The organism is Burkholderia sp. BCC1999 (genome assembly GCF_905339975.1).
Lineage (GTDB): Bacteria > Pseudomonadota > Gammaproteobacteria > Burkholderiales > Burkholderiaceae > Burkholderia.
Window position 1 is genome coordinate 62,945 of sequence record NZ_CAJPHP010000029.1, and the last position, 24,022, is coordinate 86,966.

The 24,022-nt window shown below is 67.9% G+C and carries 23 protein-coding genes; 19 read left to right on the forward strand and 4 right to left on the reverse strand.

Annotation, left to right across the window (positions count from 1 at the left end; translation table 11 throughout):
- Positions 1 to 33 precede the first annotated feature (33 nt).
- A complete protein-coding gene (locus U5809_RS30900; protein WP_322089298.1) occupies positions 34 to 2,157 on the reverse strand; it encodes a TonB-dependent receptor in 2,124 nt (707 codons plus the stop codon).
- Positions 2,158 to 2,386: 229 nt separating this feature from the next.
- Between U5809_RS30900 and U5809_RS30905 the strand changes: the two genes are divergently transcribed.
- Positions 2,387 to 3,622: a PepSY-associated TM helix domain-containing protein gene (locus U5809_RS30905; protein WP_322089299.1), complete on the forward strand. Its 1,236-nt coding sequence runs from the start codon at positions 2,387 to 2,389 to the stop codon at positions 3,620 to 3,622.
- A gap of 106 nt (positions 3,623 to 3,728) precedes the next feature.
- Here U5809_RS30905 and U5809_RS30910 read toward each other — a convergent pair whose 3' ends face one another.
- Positions 3,729 to 4,331 carry a DNA-3-methyladenine glycosylase I gene (locus tag U5809_RS30910; protein WP_322089300.1) on the reverse strand — a complete coding sequence of 201 codons (603 nt, stop codon included), beginning with the start codon at positions 4,329 to 4,331 and terminating at the stop codon, positions 3,729 to 3,731.
- Positions 4,332 to 4,474: 143 nt separating this feature from the next.
- Here U5809_RS30910 and U5809_RS30915 point away from each other — a divergent pair, with 143 nt between their 5' ends.
- Both U5809_RS30915 and U5809_RS30920 read left to right on the forward strand, forming a co-directional pair.
- A complete protein-coding gene (locus U5809_RS30915) occupies positions 4,475 to 5,356 on the forward strand; it encodes a BadF/BadG/BcrA/BcrD ATPase family protein (RefSeq protein ID WP_322089301.1) in 882 nt (293 codons plus the stop codon).
- Between the two features lie 136 nt (positions 5,357 to 5,492).
- Positions 5,493 to 6,317 (forward strand): Cof-type HAD-IIB family hydrolase, encoded by an 825-nt coding sequence (locus tag U5809_RS30920; protein WP_322089302.1) that lies wholly within the window; start codon positions 5,493 to 5,495, stop codon positions 6,315 to 6,317.
- Positions 6,318 to 6,449: 132 nt separating this feature from the next.
- Here U5809_RS30920 and aqpZ read toward each other — a convergent pair whose 3' ends face one another.
- Positions 6,450 to 7,193, reverse strand: coding sequence for an aquaporin Z (gene aqpZ, locus U5809_RS30925; RefSeq protein ID WP_322089303.1), 744 nt, complete (start codon positions 7,191 to 7,193; stop codon positions 6,450 to 6,452).
- A 300-nt stretch (positions 7,194 to 7,493) separates the two neighbouring features.
- Between aqpZ and U5809_RS30930 the strand changes: the two genes are divergently transcribed.
- Positions 7,494 to 7,790, forward strand: coding sequence for an H-NS histone family protein (locus U5809_RS30930; RefSeq protein ID WP_174384121.1), 297 nt, complete (start codon positions 7,494 to 7,496; stop codon positions 7,788 to 7,790).
- Positions 7,791 to 7,893: 103 nt separating this feature from the next.
- Here the strand turns inward: U5809_RS30930 and U5809_RS30935 are convergent, their stop codons facing one another.
- Positions 7,894 to 8,958: a glycosyltransferase family 4 protein gene (locus U5809_RS30935; RefSeq protein WP_059232704.1), complete on the reverse strand. Its 1,065-nt coding sequence runs from the start codon at positions 8,956 to 8,958 to the stop codon at positions 7,894 to 7,896.
- A 664-nt stretch (positions 8,959 to 9,622) separates the two neighbouring features.
- On the opposite strand from U5809_RS30935, the gene flhD reads away from it, so the two are divergent.
- From flhD to U5809_RS31010, 15 genes are all read left to right on the forward strand, one after another.
- The gene (gene flhD, locus U5809_RS30940; protein ID WP_069746442.1) at positions 9,623 to 9,943 is read left to right on the forward strand and encodes a flagellar transcriptional regulator FlhD; all 321 of its coding nucleotides are present in this window, start codon (positions 9,623 to 9,625) and stop codon (positions 9,941 to 9,943) included.
- A 93-nt stretch (positions 9,944 to 10,036) separates the two neighbouring features.
- Complete coding sequence (gene flhC, locus U5809_RS30945) at positions 10,037 to 10,591, forward strand: flagellar transcriptional regulator FlhC (RefSeq protein ID WP_011655680.1); 555 nt, start codon at positions 10,037 to 10,039, stop codon at positions 10,589 to 10,591.
- 180 nt (positions 10,592 to 10,771) lie between these two features.
- Positions 10,772 to 11,632 (forward strand): flagellar motor stator protein MotA, encoded by an 861-nt coding sequence (gene motA, locus U5809_RS30950; RefSeq protein WP_175930900.1) that lies wholly within the window; start codon positions 10,772 to 10,774, stop codon positions 11,630 to 11,632.
- Positions 11,633 to 11,645: 13 nt separating this feature from the next.
- The gene (gene motB / locus U5809_RS30955; RefSeq protein WP_176048949.1) at positions 11,646 to 12,665 is read left to right on the forward strand and encodes a flagellar motor protein MotB; all 1,020 of its coding nucleotides are present in this window, start codon (positions 11,646 to 11,648) and stop codon (positions 12,663 to 12,665) included.
- Positions 12,666 to 12,694: 29 nt separating this feature from the next.
- The gene (locus U5809_RS30960) at positions 12,695 to 13,072 is read left to right on the forward strand and encodes a response regulator (RefSeq protein ID WP_176048947.1); all 378 of its coding nucleotides are present in this window, start codon (positions 12,695 to 12,697) and stop codon (positions 13,070 to 13,072) included.
- A 33-nt stretch (positions 13,073 to 13,105) separates the two neighbouring features.
- Positions 13,106 to 15,355 (forward strand): chemotaxis protein CheA, encoded by a 2,250-nt coding sequence (cheA, locus tag U5809_RS30965; RefSeq protein WP_322089304.1) that lies wholly within the window; start codon positions 13,106 to 13,108, stop codon positions 15,353 to 15,355.
- A gap of 51 nt (positions 15,356 to 15,406) precedes the next feature.
- Positions 15,407 to 15,922 (forward strand): chemotaxis protein CheW, encoded by a 516-nt coding sequence (gene cheW / locus U5809_RS30970; protein WP_166963782.1) that lies wholly within the window; start codon positions 15,407 to 15,409, stop codon positions 15,920 to 15,922.
- Positions 15,923 to 15,959: 37 nt separating this feature from the next.
- The gene (locus U5809_RS30975) at positions 15,960 to 17,915 is read left to right on the forward strand and encodes a methyl-accepting chemotaxis protein (RefSeq protein ID WP_322089305.1); all 1,956 of its coding nucleotides are present in this window, start codon (positions 15,960 to 15,962) and stop codon (positions 17,913 to 17,915) included.
- Between the two features lie 3 nt (positions 17,916 to 17,918).
- Positions 17,919 to 18,911 (forward strand): CheR family methyltransferase, encoded by a 993-nt coding sequence (locus U5809_RS30980; RefSeq protein ID WP_322089306.1) that lies wholly within the window; start codon positions 17,919 to 17,921, stop codon positions 18,909 to 18,911.
- A complete protein-coding gene (gene cheD / locus U5809_RS30985; RefSeq protein ID WP_322089307.1) occupies positions 18,908 to 19,672 on the forward strand; it encodes a chemoreceptor glutamine deamidase CheD in 765 nt (254 codons plus the stop codon). Before U5809_RS30980 ends, cheD begins: the two co-directional genes overlap by 4 nt.
- The gene (locus tag U5809_RS30990) at positions 19,669 to 20,760 is read left to right on the forward strand and encodes a protein-glutamate methylesterase/protein-glutamine glutaminase (protein ID WP_282506360.1); all 1,092 of its coding nucleotides are present in this window, start codon (positions 19,669 to 19,671) and stop codon (positions 20,758 to 20,760) included. The genes cheD and U5809_RS30990 overlap by 4 nt, the downstream gene beginning before the upstream one ends.
- 67 nt (positions 20,761 to 20,827) lie before the next feature.
- Positions 20,828 to 21,223 carry a chemotaxis response regulator CheY gene (gene cheY / locus U5809_RS30995; RefSeq protein ID WP_006485893.1) on the forward strand — a complete coding sequence of 132 codons (396 nt, stop codon included), beginning with the start codon at positions 20,828 to 20,830 and terminating at the stop codon, positions 21,221 to 21,223.
- A gap of 1 nt (position 21,224) precedes the next feature.
- Positions 21,225 to 21,956, forward strand: coding sequence for a protein phosphatase CheZ (gene cheZ, locus U5809_RS31000; protein ID WP_322089308.1), 732 nt, complete (start codon positions 21,225 to 21,227; stop codon positions 21,954 to 21,956).
- Positions 21,957 to 22,215: 259 nt separating this feature from the next.
- Positions 22,216 to 22,719 (forward strand): DUF2844 domain-containing protein, encoded by a 504-nt coding sequence (locus tag U5809_RS31005; protein WP_322089309.1) that lies wholly within the window; start codon positions 22,216 to 22,218, stop codon positions 22,717 to 22,719.
- Between the two features lie 16 nt (positions 22,720 to 22,735).
- Positions 22,736 to 23,971, forward strand: coding sequence for a DUF3443 family protein (locus U5809_RS31010; RefSeq protein ID WP_322089310.1), 1,236 nt, complete (start codon positions 22,736 to 22,738; stop codon positions 23,969 to 23,971).
- Positions 23,972 to 24,022 lie beyond the last annotated feature (51 nt).

Consider the following 24,022-nt stretch of genomic DNA (forward strand, 5'->3'; position numbering starts at 1 on the left):
ATCGCCGGCGGTATGCGGTCGCCGGCGCGGCGTTCAGAAGTCGATCTTCGCGTTCAGGCTCACCGTGCGCGGGTCGCCCGGCTTCACGTAATCCGCGTACTGGTATTCCCAGTAGCGGCGGCCCAGCACGTTGTCGATCGACGCGCGCAGCGTCACGTCGTGGCGGCCGACCCGCGTCAGGTAGCGCGCGCCCGCATTGACGACGAGAAAGCCCGGCGCGTCGAGGCCGCCGGCCGCGCGCAGCGGTGTCGCGCCGGTGAATTTCGCGTCGACGCCGAGCGTCAGCCCCGGCACGCCCGGCACCGCATAGCCGACGTCGCCGGCGAGCACGAAGCGTGGCGCGCCTGCAACGCGATTGCCGTTGTTGCCGACCCCGTTCGCATACCACGCGTCGAGCAGCATCGCGTCGACGCCCGCGTTCCAGCGCGTGCCGAACTTCGCGCGCGCGCCGAACTCGATCCCCTGGATGATCGATTCGCCGTCCTGCACGTAGACGTTCGCGGCATTCGCATACTCGGCGCTGCGTTCGATGCGGAACACTGCGGCCGTCGCGCTCCAGCGCGCATGCTCGCTCTTGATCCCGAGCTCGTATTGCTTGCTGCGCAACGGCTTGAGCATCTGGCCCGCGTTCGCGTAGACGTCGTTCACGCGGCTGCCGGGCTCGAGCGATTCGGCGTAGCTGGCATACGCGGTGGTCGTCGGCGCGAGCTTGAACATCACCGCGAAGGTCGGCGTCACGACGCCGTTCTGGCGGTAGCCGGGATCCTCGGCGCCGCTCGCCTGGAACGACCGCTGCTCGTAGTTCATGTAGCGCACGCCGGCGAGCACCGACCAGCGCTCGGTGAGCTGCACGGTGTCGCTCGCGAACAACGATTTCTGCACGATCTCGCTCGTGCGGTACTGGATGAAGCCGTGCGGGCTCTCGTAGCGGTACGGATTCGGCGCATAGAAGTTGCCCGCGCCGAGCGGCACGAACACGCTGTTCGCCGAATAGTCGTTCGCCTGCTTCTGCCACGATGCGCCGAGCACGATCTGATGGCTGAATGGGCCCGTGCGCACCTTGCCCTCGACCATCGCGCGCCACTGGCTGAAGCGGTGATCCTCCATCCCGACGTAGCGGCTGTCGGTGTAGTTGCCGGCCGCGTCCTGCAGGTACAGCGTGCTTTCGTTGCGGCGGCGCGTCGCCTTGCTGTAGCTGTACGCGACGTCGAGCTGCCAGTCGGGCGCGAGCTGGTATTGCAGCCCCGCCGTGTACAGCTGCAGGTTCGTGTTCAGGTACTGGTCCTTGCCGCCGAGGTTCGTCGAGCCGCCGCTGATCGTTGCGGGCAGCGCGCCGCCCGGATAACTGCCGGTGAAGATCGACGGCGTCTGGCCCGTCGTGCGGCGGTCCTGGTACAGCGCGCCGAACGACACCGACAGGTCGCGCGTCAGGTTCGCCTGCAGCGCGAGCGACACGCTGTCGCGGCGGATGTTGCCGTCGTTGTACGTCTTGCCTTCCTCGTGCGTCGCGTTCAGCCGCGCGCCGAACATGCCGTTCGGCCCGAAACGCTGGCCGAGATCGACGTGCTCGGTCCATACGTTGGTGCTGCGGTAGCCGACGTCGACGCTGCGCACGGGCTCGGTACCCGGCTGCTTCGTCACGTAGTTCACGACGCCGCCCGGCGTCACGAAGCCGTACAGGAAACCGCCGAGCCCCTTCAGCAACTCGACGCGCTCGAGCTGCTCGTACGGCATCGTGATCCCGTACGTGACGAACGGCAGCCCGTCGATCTTGTAGCCGTTCTGCCAGTCGAGCTGCATGCCGCGTACGGTCATGTAGCTCGCCCACGCGCTGTACGCGCCGCTGTTGTCGGACACCGATGCATCGTTCGCGAACACGTCGCCGAGCTTGTACGGCTGGCGCGCCTCGAGCTCCTCCGACGTGACGATCGTCGTCGAGAACGGCGTGTCGAGCTGACGGCGCGTGCCCAGCGCGCCGGTCGAGATCGTGTCGGTCAGGTGTTGCGGCGAATCGTGCGCGGCCGTGATGTTGAGGGCCGGCAGCACCGCGGCGTCGCCGGGCGAATCGTCGGCATGCGCGAGCGATGCGGCGAGGCAGGCAAGGGCGGCGGCCACGCGGCGTGGACGGACGGGAGGTCGGGCGAGGCTGGCGGTCATGGCGAGTGAGTAAAAATGCGAGTAAGAATCATTCGCATTGCGTTAAAATGTCGCGCATCGTATCAAAACCCGCCGAACGCGCAACATTTCCATGCCGCGCACAAGGGCATCCGGTCTCGCCTGGCGTGACCGGACGGCGCTTGCGCGGCATTCGACATCACATGACCTGCCTCCCGTCGAACCGGGGCCGCCGCCTGGGCCGGCCCGCTTTCCTGTCGCTGCGCACGCGATGAATGCGTTCCTGCGACCGTTTCTCGTCCGCCTGCATCGCTGGTTCGGGCTCGCCATCGCGCTGTTCCTGTTCGTCGCGGGGCTCACCGGCGCGCTGATTGCGTGGGACCACGAGCTCGACGCCGCGCTGAATCCGGATTTCTACGTCGCGCACAGCGGCGCGGCGCCGCTTCCGCCGCTCGAGCTGGCCGCGCGCATCGAGGCTGCCGACCCGCGCGTGCAAGTGACCTACCTGCCGCTCGCCGTCGAGCCGGGGCGCACGCTGCAGGCGGGCGTGATACCGCGCACCGATTCGGCGACCGGCCAGCCGCACGTCATCGACTTCAGCCAGATCGCCGTCGATCCCGCGACCGGCGCGGTGCAGGGCCGCCGCGAATGGGGCGAGCTGTCGCTCGCGCGGCTCGACCTGATGCCGTTCATCTACCGGCTGCATTACTCACTGTTCCTGCCCGAGTACCGCGGGATCAACTTCGGGTTCTGGGTGATGGGCGTCGTCGGCATCGTGTGGGCGATCGACTGCCTGATCGCGCTCGTGCTTGCGTTCCCGAACCTGAAAAGCTGGCGCAAGTCGTTCGCGTTCCGCGTGCGGCGCGGCGGCTATCCGCTCGTGTTCGACCTGCACCGCTCGGGGGCCGTATGGGTATGGGGGCTGCTGCTGGTCGTTGCGGTCACATCGATCTCGATGAACCTCGCCGTGCCCCTTGTGCGCCCGCTGGTGTCGCTCGTGTCGCCGCTGGCGGAGACGCCGTACACGAATCCCGGGCACTTCCCGCCGGCTCCGCCGGGCAGCACCGTGCTGCCGCGCGAGCAGATCGTCGAGATCGCGCGCGCGGCCGGGCGCGACGCGGGGATTGCCGCGCCGCCCGGTGCGCTGCTGTTCGCGCCGGCGATGAACGTCTATGCGGTCGGATTCTTCACGCCCGGCAACGACCACGGGGATGTCGGGCTCGGCAATGCGTGGTTGTACTGGAATGCGGTGACCGGCAAGCCGGTCGCGGCCCAGGTGCCGGGCCGCGGCTCGGCCGGCGACCTGTTCATGCAGGTGCAGTTTCCGCTGCACTCGGGGCGGATCGCCGGCGTCGCGGGCCGCATCGCGGTCAGCGCGCTCGGCATCGTCATCGCGATGCTGAGCGTGACTGGGGTCTGCATCTGGGTGAAGAAGCGCAGCGCACGTGTGCGGGCGGCGCGGAGCGCACGGCCGGTCGTGCCGGCTTCGTCACGCGCCGCGCGGTAAGTGACGCGCGATGAGTGACGGGTGGCACCGGTGCCACCGTCGCCGCGGGCGGCTGTGAAGGACGGGCGCCCGACTTGCGCCGGTGCCGGCGCCTTCGCCTGCGCCGTCAGCCCGCCTTGCGCTTCCGGGCCGGCTGTTTGCCGCCGAGCGCCGCGCACTGCGCGTGGCACGGGCAGCCGACTTCGTGATCGTTGACCATGCCGGTTGCCTGCATCAGCGCGTAGCAGATCGTCGAGCCGACGAACTTGCAGCCGTATGCCTTCAGCGCCTTGCTGAGCGCGTCGGACTGCTCGGTCGACGCGGGCGCGTCGCGATACGACTGCCATGCATTCTGGATCGGCGTATCGCCGACGAACGACCACAGGAACGCGGCGAGCGACCCGTGTTCCTCGCGGATGCGCTGCACCGCGCGCGCATTGGTGACCGCCGACTCGACCTTCGCGCGGTTACGCACGATGGCGGGATTCTCCAGCAGCTTCTCGATGCGCTTCGGCGTGAAACGCGCGACGGCGTCGACGTCGAACTCCGCGAACGCCTCGCGATAGCCCGCGCGCTTGTTCAGTATTGTCGACCACGACAGTCCGGCCTGCGCGCCTTCCAGGATCAGCATTTCGAACAGGTGGCGATCGTCGTGCGACGGCACACCCCACTCGGTATCGTGATAGTGAGCGTCCGCTTCCGTCTTCACCCAGTTACACCGCTGCGACATCGTCTGCCCCGTGTTCAGTGTCGATTTGAACGTGTCAGCATAGCGGAAGCCCTTTTCACGGGATAGCCGGCCGAACGGCAGATGGGCGTGCGGCGCCGATCCGGTTAAGCTTGGCGCCTGTTCGAATCAGCGGGATTGAAGGCATGGCGGCATTACTTTTTGCGATCGGCATCGACGGCGGCGGCACGGGCACGCGCGCGGTACTGGCCGACCGGCACGGGCGCGAACTCGCGCAGGGGCGCGGCGGCCCGTCGGGGCTCGGGCTCGGCATCGAGCGCGCATGGGCATCGATCGGCGCGGCATGCGCGGACGCATTCACGCAGGCCGGCTTCGCGTTCGACTGGTCGCAGTGCGCGCTCGGCTGCGGGCTCGCGGGCGTCAACAATGCGGCGTGGCTCGCCGCGTTCCGCGCGCAGGCTCCGCTCGGCGCGCTCGCGATCGAGAGCGATGCGTATACGACGGTCGTCGGCGCGCACGGCGGCGCACCAGGGCTGATCGTCGCGCTCGGCACCGGCAGCATCGCGGCGGCGCTCGACGCGGCCGGCGCGTGCCGGATCGCCGGCGGCTTCGGCTTTCCGTCCGGCGACGAGGCGAGCGGCGCGTGGCTCGGCGTGCGCGCGCTCGCGTACGCGCAACAGGCGCTCGACGGCCGCGTGCCGCGCGATGCGTTCGCCGATGCGCTGCTCGCGGAAACAGGCGCGCAGGATCGCGACGCGCTCGTCCAGTGGTCGTGCGATGCGAACCAGACGATCTACGCGCGCCTCGCGCCGATCGTGTTCGCGCACCGCACGCATCCGGTCGCGGGCGCGCTGATCGCGCGAGCCGGCGACGAGATCGGCAAGATGATCGATGCGCTCGATCCGCAGCAGGCGCTGCCGGTCGCGCTGTGCGGCGGGCTGGCGGACGCGCTCGCACCGGCCGTGCCGGCGCGTCACGCCGCACGGCTGCGCGCGCCGCTCGACGATTCCGCGCATGGCGCGCTGCGGCTCGCGCTGCAGGCGCTGCGGGCGGCAGAAGGCGGTTGAAGCCAGGCAAGGCGGGGCGGAAGGTGCGTTGACGCCGCACCGAAGGCGGCGCTTGAACCGGAACCGTCCGGCGCGCCGTCGGCCACGACGTTAAAATGGCGATTCCGCAGAGCCCTGAGCGCCATTCTCCCGTCCCATGTACAAAGTCATCGCCACCGATCTCGACGGTACCCTGCTGAACAGCGACCACCAGCTTGACCCGTACACGATCGACACCGTCCGGCGGCTCGACCGCGACGGCCTGCAGTTCGTGATCGCGACGGGGCGCCACTATGCGGACGTCGCCGGCATCCGCGACGTGCTCGGCATCCGGCCGTACCTGATCACGTCGAACGGCGCGCGCGTGCATGCGCCGGACGACACGAGGATCCACGCGCAGGACATCGATCCCGCGATCGTCCGTGGCCTCGTGCAGCCTGACGTCACCGGCGCGCATGGCCGCGTGATCGTCAACCTGTTCACCAACGACGGCTGGCTGATCGACCGCGATGCGCCGCACCTGCTCGACTTCCACCAGGATTCGGGCTTCCGGTACGACGTGATCGACATGGCCGCGCACGACGGCGCCGGTATCGCGAAGGTGCTGTATATCGGCGAGCCGGCCGATCTGGCGATCGTCGCCGAGCAGATGCGCGTGCGCTTCGGCGATGCGCTGTACGTCACGTACTCGTTGCCCGATTGCCTGGAAGTGATGACCGCGAACGTGTCGAAGGGTCGCGCGCTGCGCACGGTGCTCGCGCGGCTCGGCGTCGATACCGGCCACTGCATCGCGTTCGGCGACAACATGAACGACATCGACCTGCTCGAAACCGCCGGTCACGCGTTCATGATGAACAACGCGAACCCCGACCTGGTCGCGCGGCTGCCGCACGTCCCGCGGATCGGCAACAACTTTGATGCGGGTGTCGCTCGTCACCTGCGCACGCTGTTCTCGCTCGAGGGCAACGTCGCCACGTCCTGAGCGCCCGGTCCCGGGTGCGTTTTCCGAGCGAAAATGAAAAACGGGCGCCAATGGCGCCCGTCGAAACTACCTGCCTCGATGTTCTTGGACAGCGTGAGGCTCGCTGCTCTGCTCGCTTGACCCCGTAGTGTTTTATTCGCTTGTGCGAGCCGATGCCGGCAGCCGGTCGACGGCGTCGTCACGCCCGGCGACCAGCGGGTAAATGATCCCTGCGAGTACCGCGCCGATCAACGGCGCAACCCAGAACAGCCAGAGCTGGCCAATCGCGTCGCCACCGACGAACAGTGCCGGGCCGGTCGAGCGCGCCGGGTTCACCGACGTGTTGGTGACCGGGATCGAGATCAGGTGAATCAGCGTCAGGCACAGGCCGATCGCGATCGGCGCAAAGCCGGCCGGCACACCGCGCTTGTCGGTCGCGCCGAGGATCACGAACAGGAAGAAGCCCGTCATCACGACTTCGCAGATGAACGATGCGGTCAGCGAGTAGTGGCCGGGCGAGCGATCGCCGAAGCCGTTCGTCGCAAAGCCGCTGCCGACGACGTCGAAGCCCGGCTTGCCGGTTGCGATCAGGTACAGCACGAACGCGCCGAGCGTGGCGCCGACGACCTGCGCGACGATGTACGGTGCGAGATCGCGTGCCGGGAAGCGGCCGGCGACCGTCAGGCCGACGCTCACCGCCGGATTCAGGTGGCAACCCGAGATGTGGCCGATTGCGAATGCCATCGTCAGCACGGTCAGGCCAAAGGCAAGTGCGACGCCGGCAAAGCCGATGCCAAGGCCCGGAAAGGCGGCGGCCAGCACGGCGCTTCCGCACCCGCCGAGCACCAGCCAGAACGTGCCGAATACCTCTGCAGCGAGACGCTGAGAAAGATTCATGTAAGGACCTTGTTCAAGTGGGTTGAAGACCAACGGACGACACGACGGATTTATTCGATCGCCCGGAATTGGTCTGGATTATAGGAAATGAATCGCGTCCGGGAGGGTCAACGATTGTTAAATTTGAATGGCTGACGAATGCCTTTTATTAGAATAAGTCCGCATTCTCGATATAGCCAAATCGGTTAAAGATGACAGCATTTATTTCGAAGGGCAGGGCGGCAGTGCGGATGACGTAACGGGTGTTGGCGTCCTGGCCGGATTCGCCGGGGCCGCATCATCGAAAAGGGGAGTCAAAAAATGTCTCAATACGCGAAACTCAAGGCGCAGATCGCCGATCTGCAGGCCCAGGCGGACGACGTGCGCCGCCAGGAAGTGGCGGCGGTCATTGCCGACGTCCAGCGAATGATTGCGGAATACGGCCTGACGGCCCAGGACCTGGGCTTCGCGGAACGGGCACGGCGCGGGCGCCCGCCGAAGAAGGCGCCGCTACCGCCGAAATACCGCGATCCGAAGTCGGGTGCAACCTGGAGCGGCCGCGGCAAGCCGCCCAATTGGATCGTCGGGAAAAACCGCGATCGCTTCGTGATCGAATGACCGGAAGCCAAAAAGAAAGAGCCGCATCGACGATGCGGCTCTTTTGTTTTACACGCCGATTTTGGCGCGGATTTTACCGAATATTTCGGCGCGGATATCCGCGTCAGGCACCCGCGACCCGGCGCAATACCGGTTGCTTGGTCGCCGTGCAAAGCGATTCGTAAGTTTCGACATAACGCTGCGCCATTGCTTTCGAGCTGAAACGCGTGTCGAAACGCTGGCGGATCGCGGTGCGCGACAGCGTGTCGATCCGGTGCAGCGCGCCGACCGCGCCCTGCACGTCCTCGACGATGAAGCCGGTCACGCCGTCCTCGATCACTTCCGGCACCGAGCCGCGGTTGAACGCGACGACCGGCGTGCCGCAGGCCATCGCCTCGATCATCACGAGGCCGAACGGCTCCGGCCAGTCGATCGGGAACAGCAACGCCTTCGCGCCGGACAGGAACGCGGGCTTCTGCGCCTCGTTGATCTCGCCGATGAACTCGACGTGCGCCTCGCCGAGCAGCGGCTCGATCACTTCCTTGAAATAGTCGGCGTCGGCCTTGTCGACCTTCGCGGCGATCTTCAGCGGCAACCCGCTTTGCGCGGCGATCCGGATCGCGGTGTCGACACGCTTTTCGGGACAGATCCGGCCGAGGAACGCGAGGTATTCGGGCTTCACGCCGGGCTGCGGCGTGAGCAGTGTGTCGGGCAGCCCGTGATACACGGTGCCGGCCCACGCGGCCTGCGGCAGCGGCTTGCGCTGGTTGTTCGAGATCGACACGACCGGCGCGTCCGGGAACGCGTCGAACACCGGCTGCAGTTCCGGCAGGTCGAGGCGGCCGTGCAGCGTCGTCACGTACGGCGTGTCGAGGCGCGACATCAGCGGGAACGGCAGGTAGTCGAGGTGGAAGTGCAGCACGTCGAATTCGTGCGCGACCCGGGCGACCTGCTCGAGGAGCCGCATGTGGGGCGCCATCGAATCGCGAATCGACGGGTCGAGCCGCAGTGCGCGCGGCCACGCCGCCTCGAGACGGGCCGACGTGACGGAGTCGCCGCTGGCGAACAGCGTCACGTCGTGGCCGAGTTCGACGAGCGCCTCGGTGAGGTAGGACACGACACGCTCGGTGCCGCCGTAGAGTTTCGGCGGAACGGCTTCGTAAAGCGGCGCGATCTGGGCAATTCGCATGGGGGTTCTCCGGTTTCGATCCGTGGGCGCCGTGGCGCCGGTGTGGATCCCATCCAACGTTGCGGAACTCGCCGACGCACGCGTTTGGCGTTACGTGGCCGGGCCCTGGACGGGGTGCGCGGGGCGCCGGACGGCAAGCTGCGGGGCGGGCCGGCACGGCTCGCGCCGCCGCCCATTGGAGTCCATTATCGATATCGCCCTGCGGGGTTCGAGTGTTTTTTCAAACACTTAAGGCTTGTTACACGATGAAATACGCGAAAACCCCGAGAAAAAGGGCGGGGAATCATGAATCGAGATGACCGCAACTATTGTTGCGCTATCGTGAAAAACCACTATAATTTTTACCGATCCGATTGTCGGCAGCCCTGCCGGCAAGCCTTCCGCTACCGAGCGGCGGCCATCGGTACCCGCACAGCCTAATTCGCGCTGTCACCCGCCTTCCCGATTGCCTCTTTAAATTCGCTTTGTCGGAAAAATTCCTACACGGTTTACAGACAAATCCTGCATGGCATACGCCACTTCGCTGATACCGGCATAAATGCCGTTTGGCCAAAATTCGCCCTGTAAGACTATAAACGAGCCGACCGAGCGCCCAGAGCGCTCCGAGCGAGCAAACGTTTTCATAACACGAATGGCCAAAGCAAAGCTCTTTAACGGGGGAATCATGAGCGCTACCAGCGAAATGCTCAGTGAGATCAAAGAGGTCAACCTGTCGTACCTCCTCCTCGCGCAACGCCTGCTGCGGGAAGACAAGGCGATGGGCATGTTCCGCATGGGAATTTCCCAGGAACTCGCCGACGTGCTCGCCAACCTCACGCTCGCACAGACCGTGAAGCTTGCCGCGTCGAACCAGATGCTGTGCCGCTTCCGCTTCGACGATCACGCGTTGCTGTCGTCGCTCGCCGACAAGGGCCGTAGCGATGTCGTCGCGCACGCCCACTCGGCCATCCTGATGGCCGGGCAGCAGGTCGAAAGCGTCCGCTGATCCATCCCGCCTTGCGTTGTGTCCCGGCGTGCCGCGCCGGAGGGCAGCGTATTGGCCATCCATCCGAACAACGTCAAGCGGACGGTTATCACCATGGCAAGCAAAAGCGTCGTGATCGAGGTGAAGGAAATCACCCTCGCCATCGAACTGATCGAACTGGGCGCCCGGCTGCAACTGCTGGAGGCGGAGACGAGCCTGTCGCGGGACCGTCTGATCAAGCTGTACAAGGAACTGAAGGGCGTGTCGCCGCCGAAGGGGATGCTGCCGTTCTCGACCGACTGGTTCATGACGTGGCAGCCGAACATCCACTCGTCGCTGTTCTACAACATCTACCGGTTCATGCAGGATCACGGCCGCTGCGATCCGATCCAGTCGATCGTGAAGGCGTACCGGCTCTATCAGGAGCACGTGAACCTGTCCGGCGACGAGGCCGCGCTGAGCCTCACGCGGGCGTGGACGCTCGTGCGCTTCTTCGATTCGGGGATGCTGCAGATGACCCCGTGCACGCGCTGCGGCGGCCACTTCGTCGCGCATGCGCATGATCCGCATCAAGGTTTCGTGTGTGGCCTGTGCCAGCCGCCGTCGCGCGCGGGCAAGACCCGCAAGGCCGCCGCCGCGCGCGCCGAACTGGCTGCCGCCGCGGCCTGAGCGCCAGGCAGGGCGGGGCCGGGCCGGGCGCGGGCGGTTGCCGCGGGCCGCGCGAATCGTCCCTGCATTGCTGGTAAACACCGTCGGGCCGTGGCCGGGCGGCCGCGAAAGTTTTCCTGCCGACTGCCGTAAACCTGTTTAACGGCGGTCTCCCCGCCGGTCTTTCGTGAGGGACAGGCAGTGCTGATTATCGTGGGAACACTCGTGACGCTGTTGTCCGTCTTCGGCGGCTATGCGCTGGCAGGCGGGCATCTGGGCGCATTGATCCAGCCGGTCGAGATCCTGATGATCGCGGGCGCCGGCGTCGGCGCATTCATCCTCGGCAACGGCGGCAAGACCATCAAGGCCACGCTGCGCGTGCTGCCGACGCTCTTCAAGGGCTCGAAGTACACGAAGGACGTCTATATGGAGCTGATGGCGCTGCTTTACGTGCTGCTGGCGAAGGCACGCAAGGAAGGCACGCTGACGCTCGAGGCCGACATCGACGATCCGGAAAAGAGCCCGATCTTCACGCAATACCCGAAGATCCTCGCCGATCACCACATCGTCGAATTCCTGACCGACTACCTGCGCCTGATGGTGGGCGGCAACATGAACGCGTTCGAGATCGAGAGCCTGATGGACGAGGAGATCGAGACGCACCACGCGGAAGGCGAAGGCCCCGCGCATGCGCTGATGCGCGTCGGCGACGCGATGCCGGCGTTCGGCATCGTCGCGGCCGTGATGGGCGTGGTGCACACGATGGCGTCGGCCGACAAGCCGCCCGCGGTGCTCGGCGCGATGATCGCGCAGGCGCTGGTCGGCACGTTCCTCGGGATCCTGCTGTCGTACGGGCTGATCGGGCCGCTCGCGAGCCTCGCGGAGCAGCGCGTGGCCGAGTCGACCAAGATGTTCCAGTGCATCAAGGTGACGATCCTCGCGACGCTGAACGGCTATGCGCCGGCGATTGCCGTCGAGTTCGGCCGCAAGGTGCTGTTCTCGACCGAGCGTCCGTCGTTCTCGGAGCTCGAAGAGCACGTGCGCCGCGTGAAGGCGAAGTGACGCGGAGCGCACGATGAGCAAGAGCAAGGATCGCGCGATCGTCGTCAAGCGGGTGGCCCCGGCGAAGAAGGGCCACCATGGCGGCGCATGGAAGCTCGCGTACGCGGATTTCATGACCGCGATGATGGCGTTCTTCCTGCTGATGTGGCTGCTGAGCTCGGTCACGCCGGTGCAGCTGAAGGGGATCGCCGAGTACTTCAACACGCCGCTGAAGGCCGCGCTGCTCGGCAGCGGCGATCGCAATTCGCAGGATTCCAGCATCCTCAACGCCGGCGGCCGCGACCTGTCGAGCGTCGACGCCGGCACGCTGCGCCGCACCGACGGCACGACGCAACTCGCCGATCGCGTCGCGAAGGCCGGTGACGACAACACGCGCTCGCAGGCGCAGGGCGCGCAGGACCGGCTCGAGCAGGCGCGCCTGCATGACCTGCAGATCAAGCTGATGGCCGCGATCGAGGCCAACCCGACGCTGCGCCAGTTCAAGCAGCAGATCCGCATCGACTCGACGCTGATGGGGCTGCGCATCGAGATCGTCGATACGCAGAAGCGGCCGATGTTCGCGATGTCGAGCGACAACGTCGAGCCGTACATGCGCGACATCCTGCGCGAGATCGGCAAGACGCTGAACGACGTGCCGAACCGGATCATCGTCCAGGGCCACACCGATGCCGTGCCGTACGCGGGCGGCGAGGGCGGCTACAGCAACTGGGAGCTGTCGGCCGACCGTGCGAACGCATCGCGCCGCGAGCTGATCTCCGGCGGCATGGACGAGGCGAAAGTGCTGCGCGTGCTCGGCCTCGCGTCGACGCAGAACCTGAACAAGGCCGACCCGCTCGATCCGGAAAACCGCCGGATCAGCGTGATCGTGCTGAACCGCAAATCCGAAGAGGCGCTGATGCGCGACGACGCGACGACCACGACGCTGTCGGCCGATGCGGCCGGCTCGAAGCAGCTCGCGCAGCAGCTCGGCGGCGCGGCGCCGGCCGTGCGCCCGGCGCTCGCGGCGTCCGCCGTCGCCGTCCCGAAACCCTGATATCGACAAGACAAGCTTCCGAGACAGACATGATCCGAACCATTCTCGCCATCGACGACTCCGCGACCATGCGTGCACTGCTGCAGGCGACGCTTGCACAGGCCGGCTATGACGTGACGGTGGCGCCGGACGGCGAAGCCGGCTTCGACATGGCCGCGACCGCGCCGTACGACCTGGTGCTGACCGACCAGAACATGCCGCGCAAGAACGGGCTCGAGGTGATCGCCGCACTGCGCAAGCTGACCGCGTATGTGGACACGCCGATCCTCGTGCTGACGACCGAGGGCAGCGATGCCTTCAAGGATGCCGCGCGCGACGCGGGCGCGACCGGCTGGATCGAGAAACCGATCGACCCGGCCGTGCTGGTCGACCTGGTCGCGACGCTGTCCGAGCCGGCCGCCTCCTGACATGAACGCGACGAATTCAACCGGTGACCGGGCATGACTCTCGACATCACTCAGTTCTACCAGACCTTTTTCGACGAAGCGGACGAGCTGCTCGCGCAGATGGAGCAGTTGCTGCTGAATCTCGACGTCGATGCGCCCGACCCCGAAGACCTGGCCGCGATCTTCCGCGCCGCGCATTCGATCAAGGGCGGCGCGGCGACGTTCGGCTTTTCCGCGCTGACCGATACGACGCACATCCTCGAATCGCTGCTCGACCGCGCGCGCAACCATGAGCTGACGCTGACCAAGGACATGGTCGACGCGTTCCTCGAAACCAAGGACGTGCTGTCCGACCAGCTCGCCGACTACCGCGCGAGCGCCGAACCGGACGCGGCCGCCGCCGCGACGATCTGCGCAAAGCTCGAACGGCTGAAGGCCGAGAGCGGTGCGGGTGCGCCGGCTGCCGCAGCCGCGCCTGCGCCCGCCGCGCCGGTCGCTGCTGCCGTTGCCGTTGCACCGGCCGTCGAATCGGCCGCCGGTGGCGACCGTGCGCCCGATCACGTGGTCGAGCAGGCTGTCGCGGCGGCCCATCCGGCGAGCGATGCAGGCGCCGCCGGCCCGCACCTGAAGATCACGCTGGTCGGCGTCGACGCGAAGGACCAGGAACTGCTGACCGAAGAGCTCGGCAACCTCGGCCGGATCGTCGGCCGCGAGCAAGCGGGCGCCGACCTGTCGCTGTGGCTCGAATCCGACGTGCCGTCCGACGACATCGTCGCCGTGTGCTGCTTCGTGATCGACGAAAGCCAGATCCGCGTCGCGCATGGCACGGCGCCGGCCGCGCCGGCAGCCGCACCGGCCGCTGCTGCGCCGGCCGCCGAACCGGCCGCCGCCGCGCAACCCGCGCGCGTCGAGGTGTTCGCGCCGCAGGCTGCGGCACCGCAGGCCGCGCCGGCGTCGGCACCCGCCGAGCCGGCCGCCGCCGTTGTACCGGCCGAGCCGCAGCCGACCGCGCAGCAACCGCACGCCGAACACGCGGCGCCTGCCGCCGCGCACCACGACGACAAGCGTGCGCGCCCGGCCGCCGCGGCCGCATCGGGCGCCGAAGGCAGCTCGATCCGCGTCGGCGTCGAGAAGGTCGACCAGCTGATCAATCTCGTCGGCGAACTCGTGATCACGCAGGCGATGCTCGCGGAAACCGCGAGCGCGTTCGATCCCGCGCTGCACGACCGCCTGTTCAACGGCATGGCGCAGCTCGAGCGCAACGCGCGCGACCTGCAGGAAGCGGTCATGTCGATCCGCATGATGCCGATGGACTACGTGTTCAGCCGCTTCCCGCGCCTCGTGCGCGACCTCGCCGGCAAGCTCGGCAAGCAGGTCGAGCTCGTCACGTTCGGCCAGGCGACCGAGCTCGACAAGAGCCTGATCGAACGGATCATCGATCCGCTCACGCACCTCGTGCGCAACAGCCTCGACCACGGGATCGAGACCGTCGACAAGCGCGTCGCCGCCGGCAAGGACGCGGTCGGCCAGCTCGTGCTGTCGGCCGCGCATCACGGCGGCAACATCGTGATCGAGGTGAGCGACGACGGCGCGGGCCTGAACCGCGAGCGGATCCTCGCGAAGGCCGCGAAGCAGGGCATGCAGGTGTCCGACAACATCAGCGACGACGAAGTCTGGCAGTTGATTTTCGCGCCGGGCTTCTCGACCGCCGAGACGGTGACCGACGTGTCGGGCCGCGGCGTCGGGATGGACGTCGTGAAGCGCAACATCCAGTCGATGGGCGGCCACGTCGAGATCACGTCGCTGGCCGGCCGCGGCACGACCACGCGGATCGTGCTGCCGCTCACGCTGGCGATCCTCGACGGGATGTCGGTGAAGGTCGGCAACGAGATCTTCATCCTGCCGCTGAACTTCGTGATGGAGTCGCTGCAGCCGTCGAACGACGACATCTACACGGTCGGCAACGGCGAGCGCGTGGTGCGCGTGCGCGGCGAATACCTGCCGCTGGTCGCGCTGCACGAGGTGTTCTCGGTCGAGGACGCGCGCACCGACCCGACGCAGGGGATCGTCACGATCATGGAAACCGAGGGGCGCCGCTTCGCGATGCTGATCGACGAGCTGGTCGGCCAGCAGCAGGTGGTCGTGAAGAACCTCGAAACCAACTACCGCAAGGTGCATGGCATCTCGGCGGCGACCATCCTCGGCGACGGCAGCGTCGCGCTGATCGTCGACGTCGCGGCGCTGAACCGCGAAACCCGTGCGACGCACGGCGCCCGTGCCGGCGCCGAGCTCGCGATGTTCTGATGACTCTCGCCATTCAACCGATTGGGGGCAAACGTGTCTGCTGAAGTCCAAATGATCAATCCGGCCGCGGCGAACGCGGCAACGAGCCGCCGCGACGCGGCGCAGGGCGACGCGACGGGCCAGGAATTCCTCGTGTTCACGCTCGGCGACGAGGAATACGGGATCGACATCCTGAAAGTGCAGGAAATCCGCGGCTACGACAGCGTCACGCGCATCGCGAACGCGCCGGAGTTCATCAAGGGCGTGATCAACCTGCGCGGGATCATCGTGCCGATCGTCGACATGCGGATCAAGTTCCATCTCGGCCGCGTCGAGTACGACCACCAGACCGTCGTGATCATCCTGAACGTCGCGCATCGCGTGGTCGGGATGGTGGTCGACGGCGTGTCGGACGTGCTGACGCTGCAGACCGACCAGATCATGCCGGCGCCGGAATTCGGCGCGACGCTGACGACCGAGTACCTGACGGGCCTCGGCACGGTCGACGGCCGGATGCTGATCCTGATGGACATCGAGAAGCTGATGTCGAGCCGTGAAATGGCGCTGATCGAGTCGCTCGGCGGGTAAGTGCGCCGCGTGCGCAGGAATTTCGGGAGAATCTGCAATGTTGCATAACTGGTCGATCCGCACGACGCTCACGGCGGTCGGACTCATCCTCGTGTGCCTGGCCGCCGCGGTCGGCGGGCTCGGCCTCTACGCGCTGAATCACGCGAGCCGCTCGCTCGACGAGATCGCGCACGTCGACTTGCCGGCGATCCACACGCTCGACGACACGTCGTCGTACCTGCTGCGCGCGCGCGTGTCGCTCGACCGCTTCCGCTCGCTGACGGAAGCCGGCAACACGGCCGAGGCGGCCAAGGTGCTCGACCGCGCGCAGGAGCTGTTCGCGAAGTCGAACCAGAACTGGCAGGCATTCCAGTCGACCCCGAGGCTCGGTGTCGAGCAGGCGCTCGTCGACGAGCTGACCGCGCGCTACACGACGATCGTGAAGGAAGGCGTCGAGCCCGAATTCGCGGCCGCGCGCGCGGGCGACATGGCCGCGTTCCACGCGGTCGCCGACACCAAGATCAGCCCGATGTTCGTTGCCTACGGCGACGCGTCGGCGGCCGTGGTCGCCGCGCTGCAGAAGCGCGCGGAAGACCGCCAGGCCGCGACGCAGTCGCGGATCTCGCTGATGGTCGCGCTGATCGCGGCCGGCATCGCGCTCGCGTTCGTCGTCGTGATCGCGATCCGCTTCGCGCTGCGCGGGCTGATCGTGAAGCCGCTCGAGGACGCGATCGCGCACTTCGAGCGCATCGCTGGCGGCGACCTCACGCAGCCGGTGAACGTGTTCAGCACGAACGAGATCGGCCGCCTGTTCGGTGGCATCAAGCGGATGCAGGACGCCGTCACGACGATGGTGCAGGCCGTGCATCGCGGCACCGAGTCGATCGACGTCGGCGCGCGGGAGATCGCGACCGGCAACATAGACCTGTCGCAGCGCACCGAGGAGCAGGCCGCGTCGCTGCAGGAAACCGCATCGAGCATGGAGCAGCTGACGGGCACCGTGCGGCAGAACGCGGAGAACGCGCGGCAGGCGAGCCAGCTCGCGGTGAACGCGTCGGACATCGCGACGCAGGGCGGCGAGGTGGTCGGCCAGGTCGTGTCGACGATGCAGGACATCGCGGCGAGCTCGGGCAAGGTCGTCGACATCATCGGCACGATCGAGGGCATCGCGTTCCAGACCAACATCCTCGCGCTGAACGCGGCGGTCGAAGCGGCGCGCGCGGGCGAGCAGGGCCGCGGCTTCGCGGTCGTCGCGGGCGAGGTGCGCTCGCTCGCGCAGCGCAGCGCGAGCGCCGCGAAGGAAATCAAGCAGCTGATCGGCGATTCGGCCGGGAAGGTCGAAAGCGGGTCGGCGCTCGTGTCGCGCGCGGGCTCGACGATGGACGAGATCGTGCAGGCCGTGCGCCGCGTGACCGACATCATGGGCGAGATCAGCGCCGCGTCCGACGAGCAGTCGACCGGCATCGAGCAGGTCAACCGCGCGGTCGGCCAGATGGATTCGGTTACGCAGCAGAACGCGGCGCTCGTCGAGCAGGCGGCCGCTGCGGCGGCGTCGCTCGAGGAGCAGACGCGCCAGATGAAGGCGATCGTGTCGGATTGGCGTGTCGCGGGCGGCATCGTGCTCGCGCCGGCGCGCAGTGTCGCGCGGCCGCTCGCGCATGAGCCGGCGGCCGTGCCGGCACTGCCGTCCGAGCCGCGGGCGCCAGTCGCCGCGCTGCCGGCCCCGCAGGCAGCCGCGCAACCGGCACGCCGCGCCGCGCCGGCATCGCGTGCGGCTGCGTCGGGCGCCAGCCACGAACCGAAGCGCGCGGCCGACACCGCCGCGCACACGCAGAAGGATGCCCCGGCTTCCCGCGGCACCGCCGCGGGCGGCTATGGCCCGCGTCTCGCGAAAGCGGCCGCACCGGCCGACAAGCCGGCCGCGAAGCCCGCGCTCGTGCGCCCGGCGCTGAACGGCGAGAAGCCGGCGCTGGCGGCAGCCGGCACGTCCGACGACGACTGGGAGACCTTCTAAACCATGCCGCATGCGCGCGCGCCGTTTCGACCCGATGCACCGGAAGCCTCGCCCCGCGCGGGCGAGCCGGGGCGCGACTTCGCGTTCACGGGCGCGGATTTCGCACGCATCCGCGCGCTGATCCACCAACGCGCGGGGATCTCGCTGTCCGAGCACAAGCGCGACATGGCGTACAGCCGTCTCGCGCGGCGGCTGCGGGCGCGCGGCCTCGACACGTTCCGCGACTACCTCGACCTGCTCGAGCAGGAAGACGATCCGCTCGAGTGGGAAGCGTTCACCAACGCGCTGACGACGAACCTGACCGCGTTTTTCCGCGAGTCGCACCATTTCCCGATCCTGTCGGATTTCGTGAAAGGGCGGCCGGCGCCGGTGTCGGTCTGGTGTTCGGCGGCGTCGACCGGCGAGGAGCCTTACTCGATCGCGATCACGCTGATCGAGGCGCTCGGCGATTCGGCCGCGCGCGGCGCGTCGATCCTCGCGACCGATCTCGACACGCAGGTGCTCGCGAAGGCGGAAGCCGGCATCTATACGTACGACCAGGTCAAGCACCTGTCGCCGGAGCGGTTGAAGCGCTTCTTCCTGAAGGGCACGGGCCCGCAGGCCGGCCGCGTGAAGGTGCGCCCCGAGCTGCGCGCGATGATCCGTTTCGAGCAGCTGAACCTGACCGATGCGGACTACGGGATCGCGAAGCCGTTCGACGCGATCTTCTGCCGCAACGTGATGATCTATTTCGACAAGCCGACGCAGGGGCAGGTGCTGTCGCGCTTCGAGCCGCTCGTGAAGCCGGGCGGGCTGCTGTTCGCCGGCCATTCGGAAAACTTCACCTACGTGACGCAGGCGTTCCGGCTGCGCGGGCAGACGGTGTACGAACTGACCCGCGACGCCGCGCAGGGGGCGCGGCCGCGTGGCGCGCAAGCGCCAGCGGCGGCCGCGATGCCGTCGCCGGTGCGCGCACGGGCCGCGGGCGCCGCGCCCGCCTTTGGAGAGCGCGGATGAGTGCGCTGCCGATCGCGACCAATCGCTATTTCGACAACCACTTCGGCCTGCCCGGCGTGAAGCTGCTGCCGAACGAGTTCTACACGACGTCCGAGGACATGGTGCTGATGACCGTGCTCGGCTCGTGCGTCGCCGCGTGCATTCACGATCCGTACGCGGGCATCGGCGGGATGAACCACTTCATGCTGCCCGACGACGGCGCCGATGCGGGCGCGGCCGCATCCGACTCGATGCGCTACGGCGCGTACGCGATGGAAGTGCTGATCAACGAGCTGATCAAGGCCGGCGGGCGCCGCGAGCGCTTCGAGGCGAAGGTGTTCGGCGGCGCGGCCGTGCTGGCCGGGATGACGACGATCAACATCGGCGATCGCAACGCCGACTTCGTGCGCCGCTATCTGGCGCTCGAACGCATCCGCATCACCGCCGAGGATTTGCAGGACGTCCATCCGCGCAAGGTCGCGTTCATGCCGCGCACGGGGCGCGCGATGGTGAAGAAGCTGCGGCTGCAGGTGCCGGGCGTGACCGAGCGCGAAGCCGCGCTCGCGCGCGAGGCCGACCGCCTGCGCGCCGCGCGGCCGCGCCCGCACGTCGAGCTGTTCGCGGCCAAGCGGCCGGCGCCGCCGCAGCCGGCGCGCCCGCGCATCGAGCTGTTCGGCGCGCGCGGCGCGGCGCCGGCCGGCTCCGGGAGCGCGGCGGGCGCCGGCGGCGCGCGGGCGGCGAGCCCGTATGCGGCGAACCTATCAAGAAAGCAGGAGGCATGACCGCAGTGCAGAAGATCAAAGTATTGTGCGTCGACGATTCGGCGCTGATCCGCAGCCTGATGACCGAGATCATCAACAGCCAGCCCGACATGACGGTGTGCGCGACCGCGCCCGATCCGCTCGTCGCGCGCGAGCTCATCAAGCAGCACAACCCCGACGTGCTCACGCTCGACGTCGAAATGCCGCGCATGGACGGGCTCGACTTCCTCGAGAAGCTGATGCGCCTGCGGCCGATGCCGGTCGTGATGGTGTCGTCGCTGACCGAGCGCGGCTCGGAAATCACGCTGCGCGCGCTCGAACTCGGTGCGGTGGATTTCGTCACGAAGCCGCGCGTCGGGATTCGCGACGGCATGCTCGACTACGCGGAAAAGCTCGCCGACAAGATCCGCGCGGCGTCGCGTGCGCGCGTGCGCCAGGCGCCGCAGCCGCAGGCCGTCGCACGCGCGGCGGACAGCCACGCGGCCGCGCCGATGTTCAACAATCCGCTCGTCAGTACCGAGAAGCTGATCATCATCGGCGCGTCGACGGGCGGCACCGAGGCGATCCGCGAAGTGCTGACGCCGCTGCCGCCGGATGCGCCGGCCGTGCTGATCGCGCAGCACATGCCGCCGGGTTTCACGAAGTCGTTCGCGCAGCGGCTGAACGGCCTGTGCCGGATCGCGGTGAAGGAAGCCGAGCACGGCGAGCGCGTGCTGCCCGGTCACGCGTACATCGCGCCGGGCCATGCGCACCTGTTGCTTGCGAGAAGCGGGGCGAACTATATTGCGCAACTGTCGGACGAGCCGCCGGTGAACCGGCACCGCCCGTCGGTCGACGTGCTGTTCCGCTCGGCGGCGACGCACGCGGGCAAGAACGCGATCGGCGTGATCCTCACCGGGATGGGCCGCGACGGCGCGGCCGGCCTGCTGGAAATGAAACGCGCGGGCGCTCACACGTTCGCGCAGGACGAAGCAAGCTGCATCGTGTTCGGGATGCCGCGCGAGGCGATCGCGCTCGGCGGCGCGGACGAGATCGTGCCGCTCGCCGAGATGAGCCGTCGCGTGATGGCGCGCCTGGCGACGATGGGCGACCGCGTGCAGCGCGTTTGAATGGAATGTCACGGGGCGCGTGCCACGATACGCGTCCCGACGGAAACGAATCTGGAAAGGAACGACGATGGACAAGAGCATGAAAATCCTGGTGGTGGACGATTTCCCGACGATGCGCCGGATCGTCCGCAACCTGCTCAAGGAACTGGGCTATTCGAACGTCGACGAGGCCGAGGACGGCCTGGCCGGGCTCGCGCGGCTGCGCGGCGGCGGCTACGACTTCGTGATTTCGGACTGGAACATGCCGAACCTCGACGGCCTCGCGATGCTGAAGGAAATCCGCGCGGACGCGACGCTCACGCACCTGCCGGTGCTGATGGTCACGGCCGAGTCGAAGAAGGAGAACATCATCGCGGCGGCGCAGGCCGGCGCGAGCGGCTACGTCGTGAAACCGTTCACGGCCGCGACGCTCGACGAGAAGCTGAACAAGATCATCGACAAGATGGCGAAGGCCGGGAGCTGACGTGAACGAGCCGATCCATGCGGCGCTCGCCGGCGCGGGGTTCAGCGCCGACAGCCATCCAGAAGGCGCCGATTTCGCGAGCGACCGCATCCTCGCGCGCATCGGCCACGTCACGCGCACGCTGCGCGATTCGATGCGCGAGCTCGGGCTCGACAAGCATGTCGAGCGCGCGGCGGAAGCCGTGCCCGATGCGCGCGACCGGCTGCGCTACGTCGCGACGATGACCGAGCAGGCTGCCGTGCGCGTGCTGAATGCGATCGAGGTCGCGAAGCCGATGCAGGAGCGCATCCAGAACGAGGCCGAGGCGCTCGACGCGCGCTGGGCGCAGTGGTACGCGGCGCCGATCGAGCACGCGGAAGTGCGCGAGCTGATGGACGATACGCGCACGTTCCTGCGCGCGCTGCCCGAATCGACGTCGGCGACTAGCGCGCAACTGCTCGAGATCATGCTCGCGCAGGATTTCCAGGATCTCACCGGGCAGGTGATCAAGAAGATCATGGACATGGTCTACCTGATCGAGCAGCAGCTCCTCACCGTGCTCGTCGAGAACATCGCGCCCGAGCGGCGCGAACAGTTCGCGGCCACCGCAGCCGCGCTCGCGGCCGAGCAGATCAGCCCGACCGGCAGCCCCGAGTCGCTGCTGAACGGCCCGCAGATCGCGCCGGAAGGCAAATCCGACGTGGTCCAGGACCAGGGGCAGGTCGACGACCTGCTCGCGAGCCTCGGCTTCTGACCCTGCCGCCTCGCATCGGCGTGCCCTGTCCCGCGGGGCCGCCCGATGCGCGCATTTCCCGTCCCGCCTCGTTTCCCCGTGCGCGCCGCGTCCCCGCGGCGCGGCGTGATCCTGCGTCAAATTGACACTTCGCCACACTCAGCAGGCATACTACGCGTCAGCAGCAACGTAGCGTCATTCGTACGATTCATAGGTTGGCAGGCGGCGCGGGCCCGACGGCGGCGCCGCCGGCAACGAAGCCAGTCCCTTGGGGGGGAACGTGAAGCTGAAACGCTTGGGCTGGACCGTCGCGCATGCGACGGCTGCAATGGGTGTGCTGTGGGCCGTCCACGCACACGCCGAACTGGGTGGCGCACCGATGTCGCCGCCCGCGGACGATCAGGTCGCCACCGTACGCGCGCTGCAGCGCGCGATGCGTTCGGCGGACGGCGTGCAGACAAGCACGGCCGGCTACACCGTCCGCGAGATCACGCTCGGATCGGGCACGGTCATCCACGAATACACGTCGGCCGCCGGCAGCGTGTTCGGCCTCGCCTGGAGCGGGCCGACGATGCCGGATCTCGCGTCGCTGCTCGGCAGCTATTTCCCGCAGTACACCGCAGGCGTCCAGGCCGCGCACAAGGCGCGCGGCTGGCGCGCGCCCGTGGCCGTCGACACGAGCGGCCTCGTGATCCGGACGGGCGGCCATATGGGCGCGTTCTCGGGCCAGGCGTGGCTGCCGGCGGCACTGCCTGCCGGCCTGGCCGGCACCGACATCCAGTGACAGCGGGAGAGCGATCTTGAGCATTCATCGTACATTCAAGCGCTGGCTCGGCGTGCTGGGCCTCGCGGCCGCGACGGCCGTGCTCGTGACGGCCTGCGGCGGCGGCGACGGCGGCAGCGGCAACAGCGGCAACTCGGGCAACAACGGCAACAGCGGATCGGACGGCAACAGCGGGAACACGGCCGTCATCACGGTCGGCACCGGTGTCGCGAGCGTGATCAACATTCCGACCGTCAGCGTGAAGGTCTGCGTGCCGGGCACGTCGAACTGCCAGGTGGTCAACAACGTGCTGGTCGATACCGCGTCCTACGGGCTGCGGCTCGTCGGCAGCGCCGTGTCGGGCGTGCTGAGCACCCTGCCGCAGGTGACGAGCGGCGGTGCACCGGTCGCCGAGTGCGGCAAGTTCGTGTCGAGCTATACGTGGGGGACGGTGCGCACGGTCGACCTGTCGATCGGCACCGAGCAGGCGACCTCGCTGCCCGTGCAGATCATCGGCGACCTCGGTACGACGAACGTGCCGAGCTCGTGCACGAACGGCGGTGCGTCGGCCAATTCGGCGGGCGCGCTCGGCGCGAACGGGATCCTCGGCATCGGGCCGGCGCCGTACGACTGCGGCACGACCTGCGCGACGTCGACGTCGTCGAGCAACAACTACTACGCGTGCCCGAACGGCGACAACGCGAGTTGCGCGGTGACGCTCGTGCCGCTGGCGCAGCAGGTGGCCAACCCGGTTCATCGTTTCGCGAACAGCGACGGCGTGAGCGTGCAGATGCCGGCCATCTCGGATAGCGGGCAGGCGAGCGCGACCGGGACGCTGACGTTCGGCCTGCCGAACCTGAGCGGAAAGACGGTGCTGACATCGACCACGACGGGCGACGTCAGCGCGACGTTCCAGGGGCGCAACGTAACCGCGTTCTTCGATACGGGCTCGAACGCGTATTTCTTCAACGATTCGACCGGGGTATCGAAGACGTGCCCGCGGAACACGGAGTTCTACTGCCCGACGCCCGCGACCAGCTATTCGGCGACGCTGAGCGGCCAGAACGGCGCATCGGGCACCGTGACGATGCCCGTGTCGAACGCCGATTCGCTGTTCTCGAACTCGTCGACGTTCGCGTTCAACGACATCGCGGGCCCGTTCGGCTCGTCCAGCTGGCTCGACATCGGCATGCCGCACTTCTACGGCAGGACGATCTACTTCGGGATGGACAAGACCGCGAGCGGCGGCGCGCAGCCGTTCGTCGCGTTCTGACGCGGCGCGGTCGCAGGCAGGAACAAGGGGGCGAGCGATCGCCCCCTTTTT

Bases quoted from the DNA above. Each gene is read 5' to 3' on its own strand.
- U5809_RS30915 (WP_322089301.1), top strand. From the start codon at position 4,475: ATGGCGGCATTACTTTTTGCGATCGGCATCGACGGCGGCGGCACGGGC.
- aqpZ (WP_322089303.1), bottom strand. From the start codon at position 7,193: ATGAATCTTTCTCAGCGTCTCGCTGCAGAGGTATTCGGCACGTTCTGG.
- cheY (WP_006485893.1), top strand. From the start codon at position 20,828: ATGGACAAGAGCATGAAAATCCTGGTGGTGGACGATTTCCCGACGATG.
- U5809_RS30980 (WP_322089306.1), top strand. From the start codon at position 17,919: ATGCCGCATGCGCGCGCGCCGTTTCGACCCGATGCACCGGAAGCCTCG.
- U5809_RS30920 (WP_322089302.1), top strand. From the start codon at position 5,493: ATGTACAAAGTCATCGCCACCGATCTCGACGGTACCCTGCTGAACAGC.
- U5809_RS30935 (WP_059232704.1), bottom strand. From the start codon at position 8,958: ATGCGAATTGCCCAGATCGCGCCGCTTTACGAAGCCGTTCCGCCGAAA.
- cheD (WP_322089307.1), top strand. From the start codon at position 18,908: ATGAGTGCGCTGCCGATCGCGACCAATCGCTATTTCGACAACCACTTC.
- motB (WP_176048949.1), top strand. From the start codon at position 11,646: ATGAGCAAGAGCAAGGATCGCGCGATCGTCGTCAAGCGGGTGGCCCCG.
- U5809_RS30910 (WP_322089300.1), bottom strand. From the start codon at position 4,331: ATGTCGCAGCGGTGTAACTGGGTGAAGACGGAAGCGGACGCTCACTAT.
- cheA (WP_322089304.1), top strand. From the start codon at position 13,106: ATGACTCTCGACATCACTCAGTTCTACCAGACCTTTTTCGACGAAGCG.
- U5809_RS30900 (WP_322089298.1), bottom strand. From the start codon at position 2,157: ATGACCGCCAGCCTCGCCCGACCTCCCGTCCGTCCACGCCGCGTGGCC.
- U5809_RS30960 (WP_176048947.1), top strand. From the start codon at position 12,695: ATGATCCGAACCATTCTCGCCATCGACGACTCCGCGACCATGCGTGCA.
- U5809_RS30975 (WP_322089305.1), top strand. From the start codon at position 15,960: ATGTTGCATAACTGGTCGATCCGCACGACGCTCACGGCGGTCGGACTC.
- flhC (WP_011655680.1), top strand. From the start codon at position 10,037: ATGGCAAGCAAAAGCGTCGTGATCGAGGTGAAGGAAATCACCCTCGCC.
- U5809_RS30990 (WP_282506360.1), top strand. From the start codon at position 19,669: ATGACCGCAGTGCAGAAGATCAAAGTATTGTGCGTCGACGATTCGGCG.
- U5809_RS30930 (WP_174384121.1), top strand. From the start codon at position 7,494: ATGTCTCAATACGCGAAACTCAAGGCGCAGATCGCCGATCTGCAGGCC.
- cheW (WP_166963782.1), top strand. From the start codon at position 15,407: ATGATCAATCCGGCCGCGGCGAACGCGGCAACGAGCCGCCGCGACGCG.
- U5809_RS30905 (WP_322089299.1), top strand. From the start codon at position 2,387: ATGAATGCGTTCCTGCGACCGTTTCTCGTCCGCCTGCATCGCTGGTTC.
- flhD (WP_069746442.1), top strand. From the start codon at position 9,623: ATGAGCGCTACCAGCGAAATGCTCAGTGAGATCAAAGAGGTCAACCTG.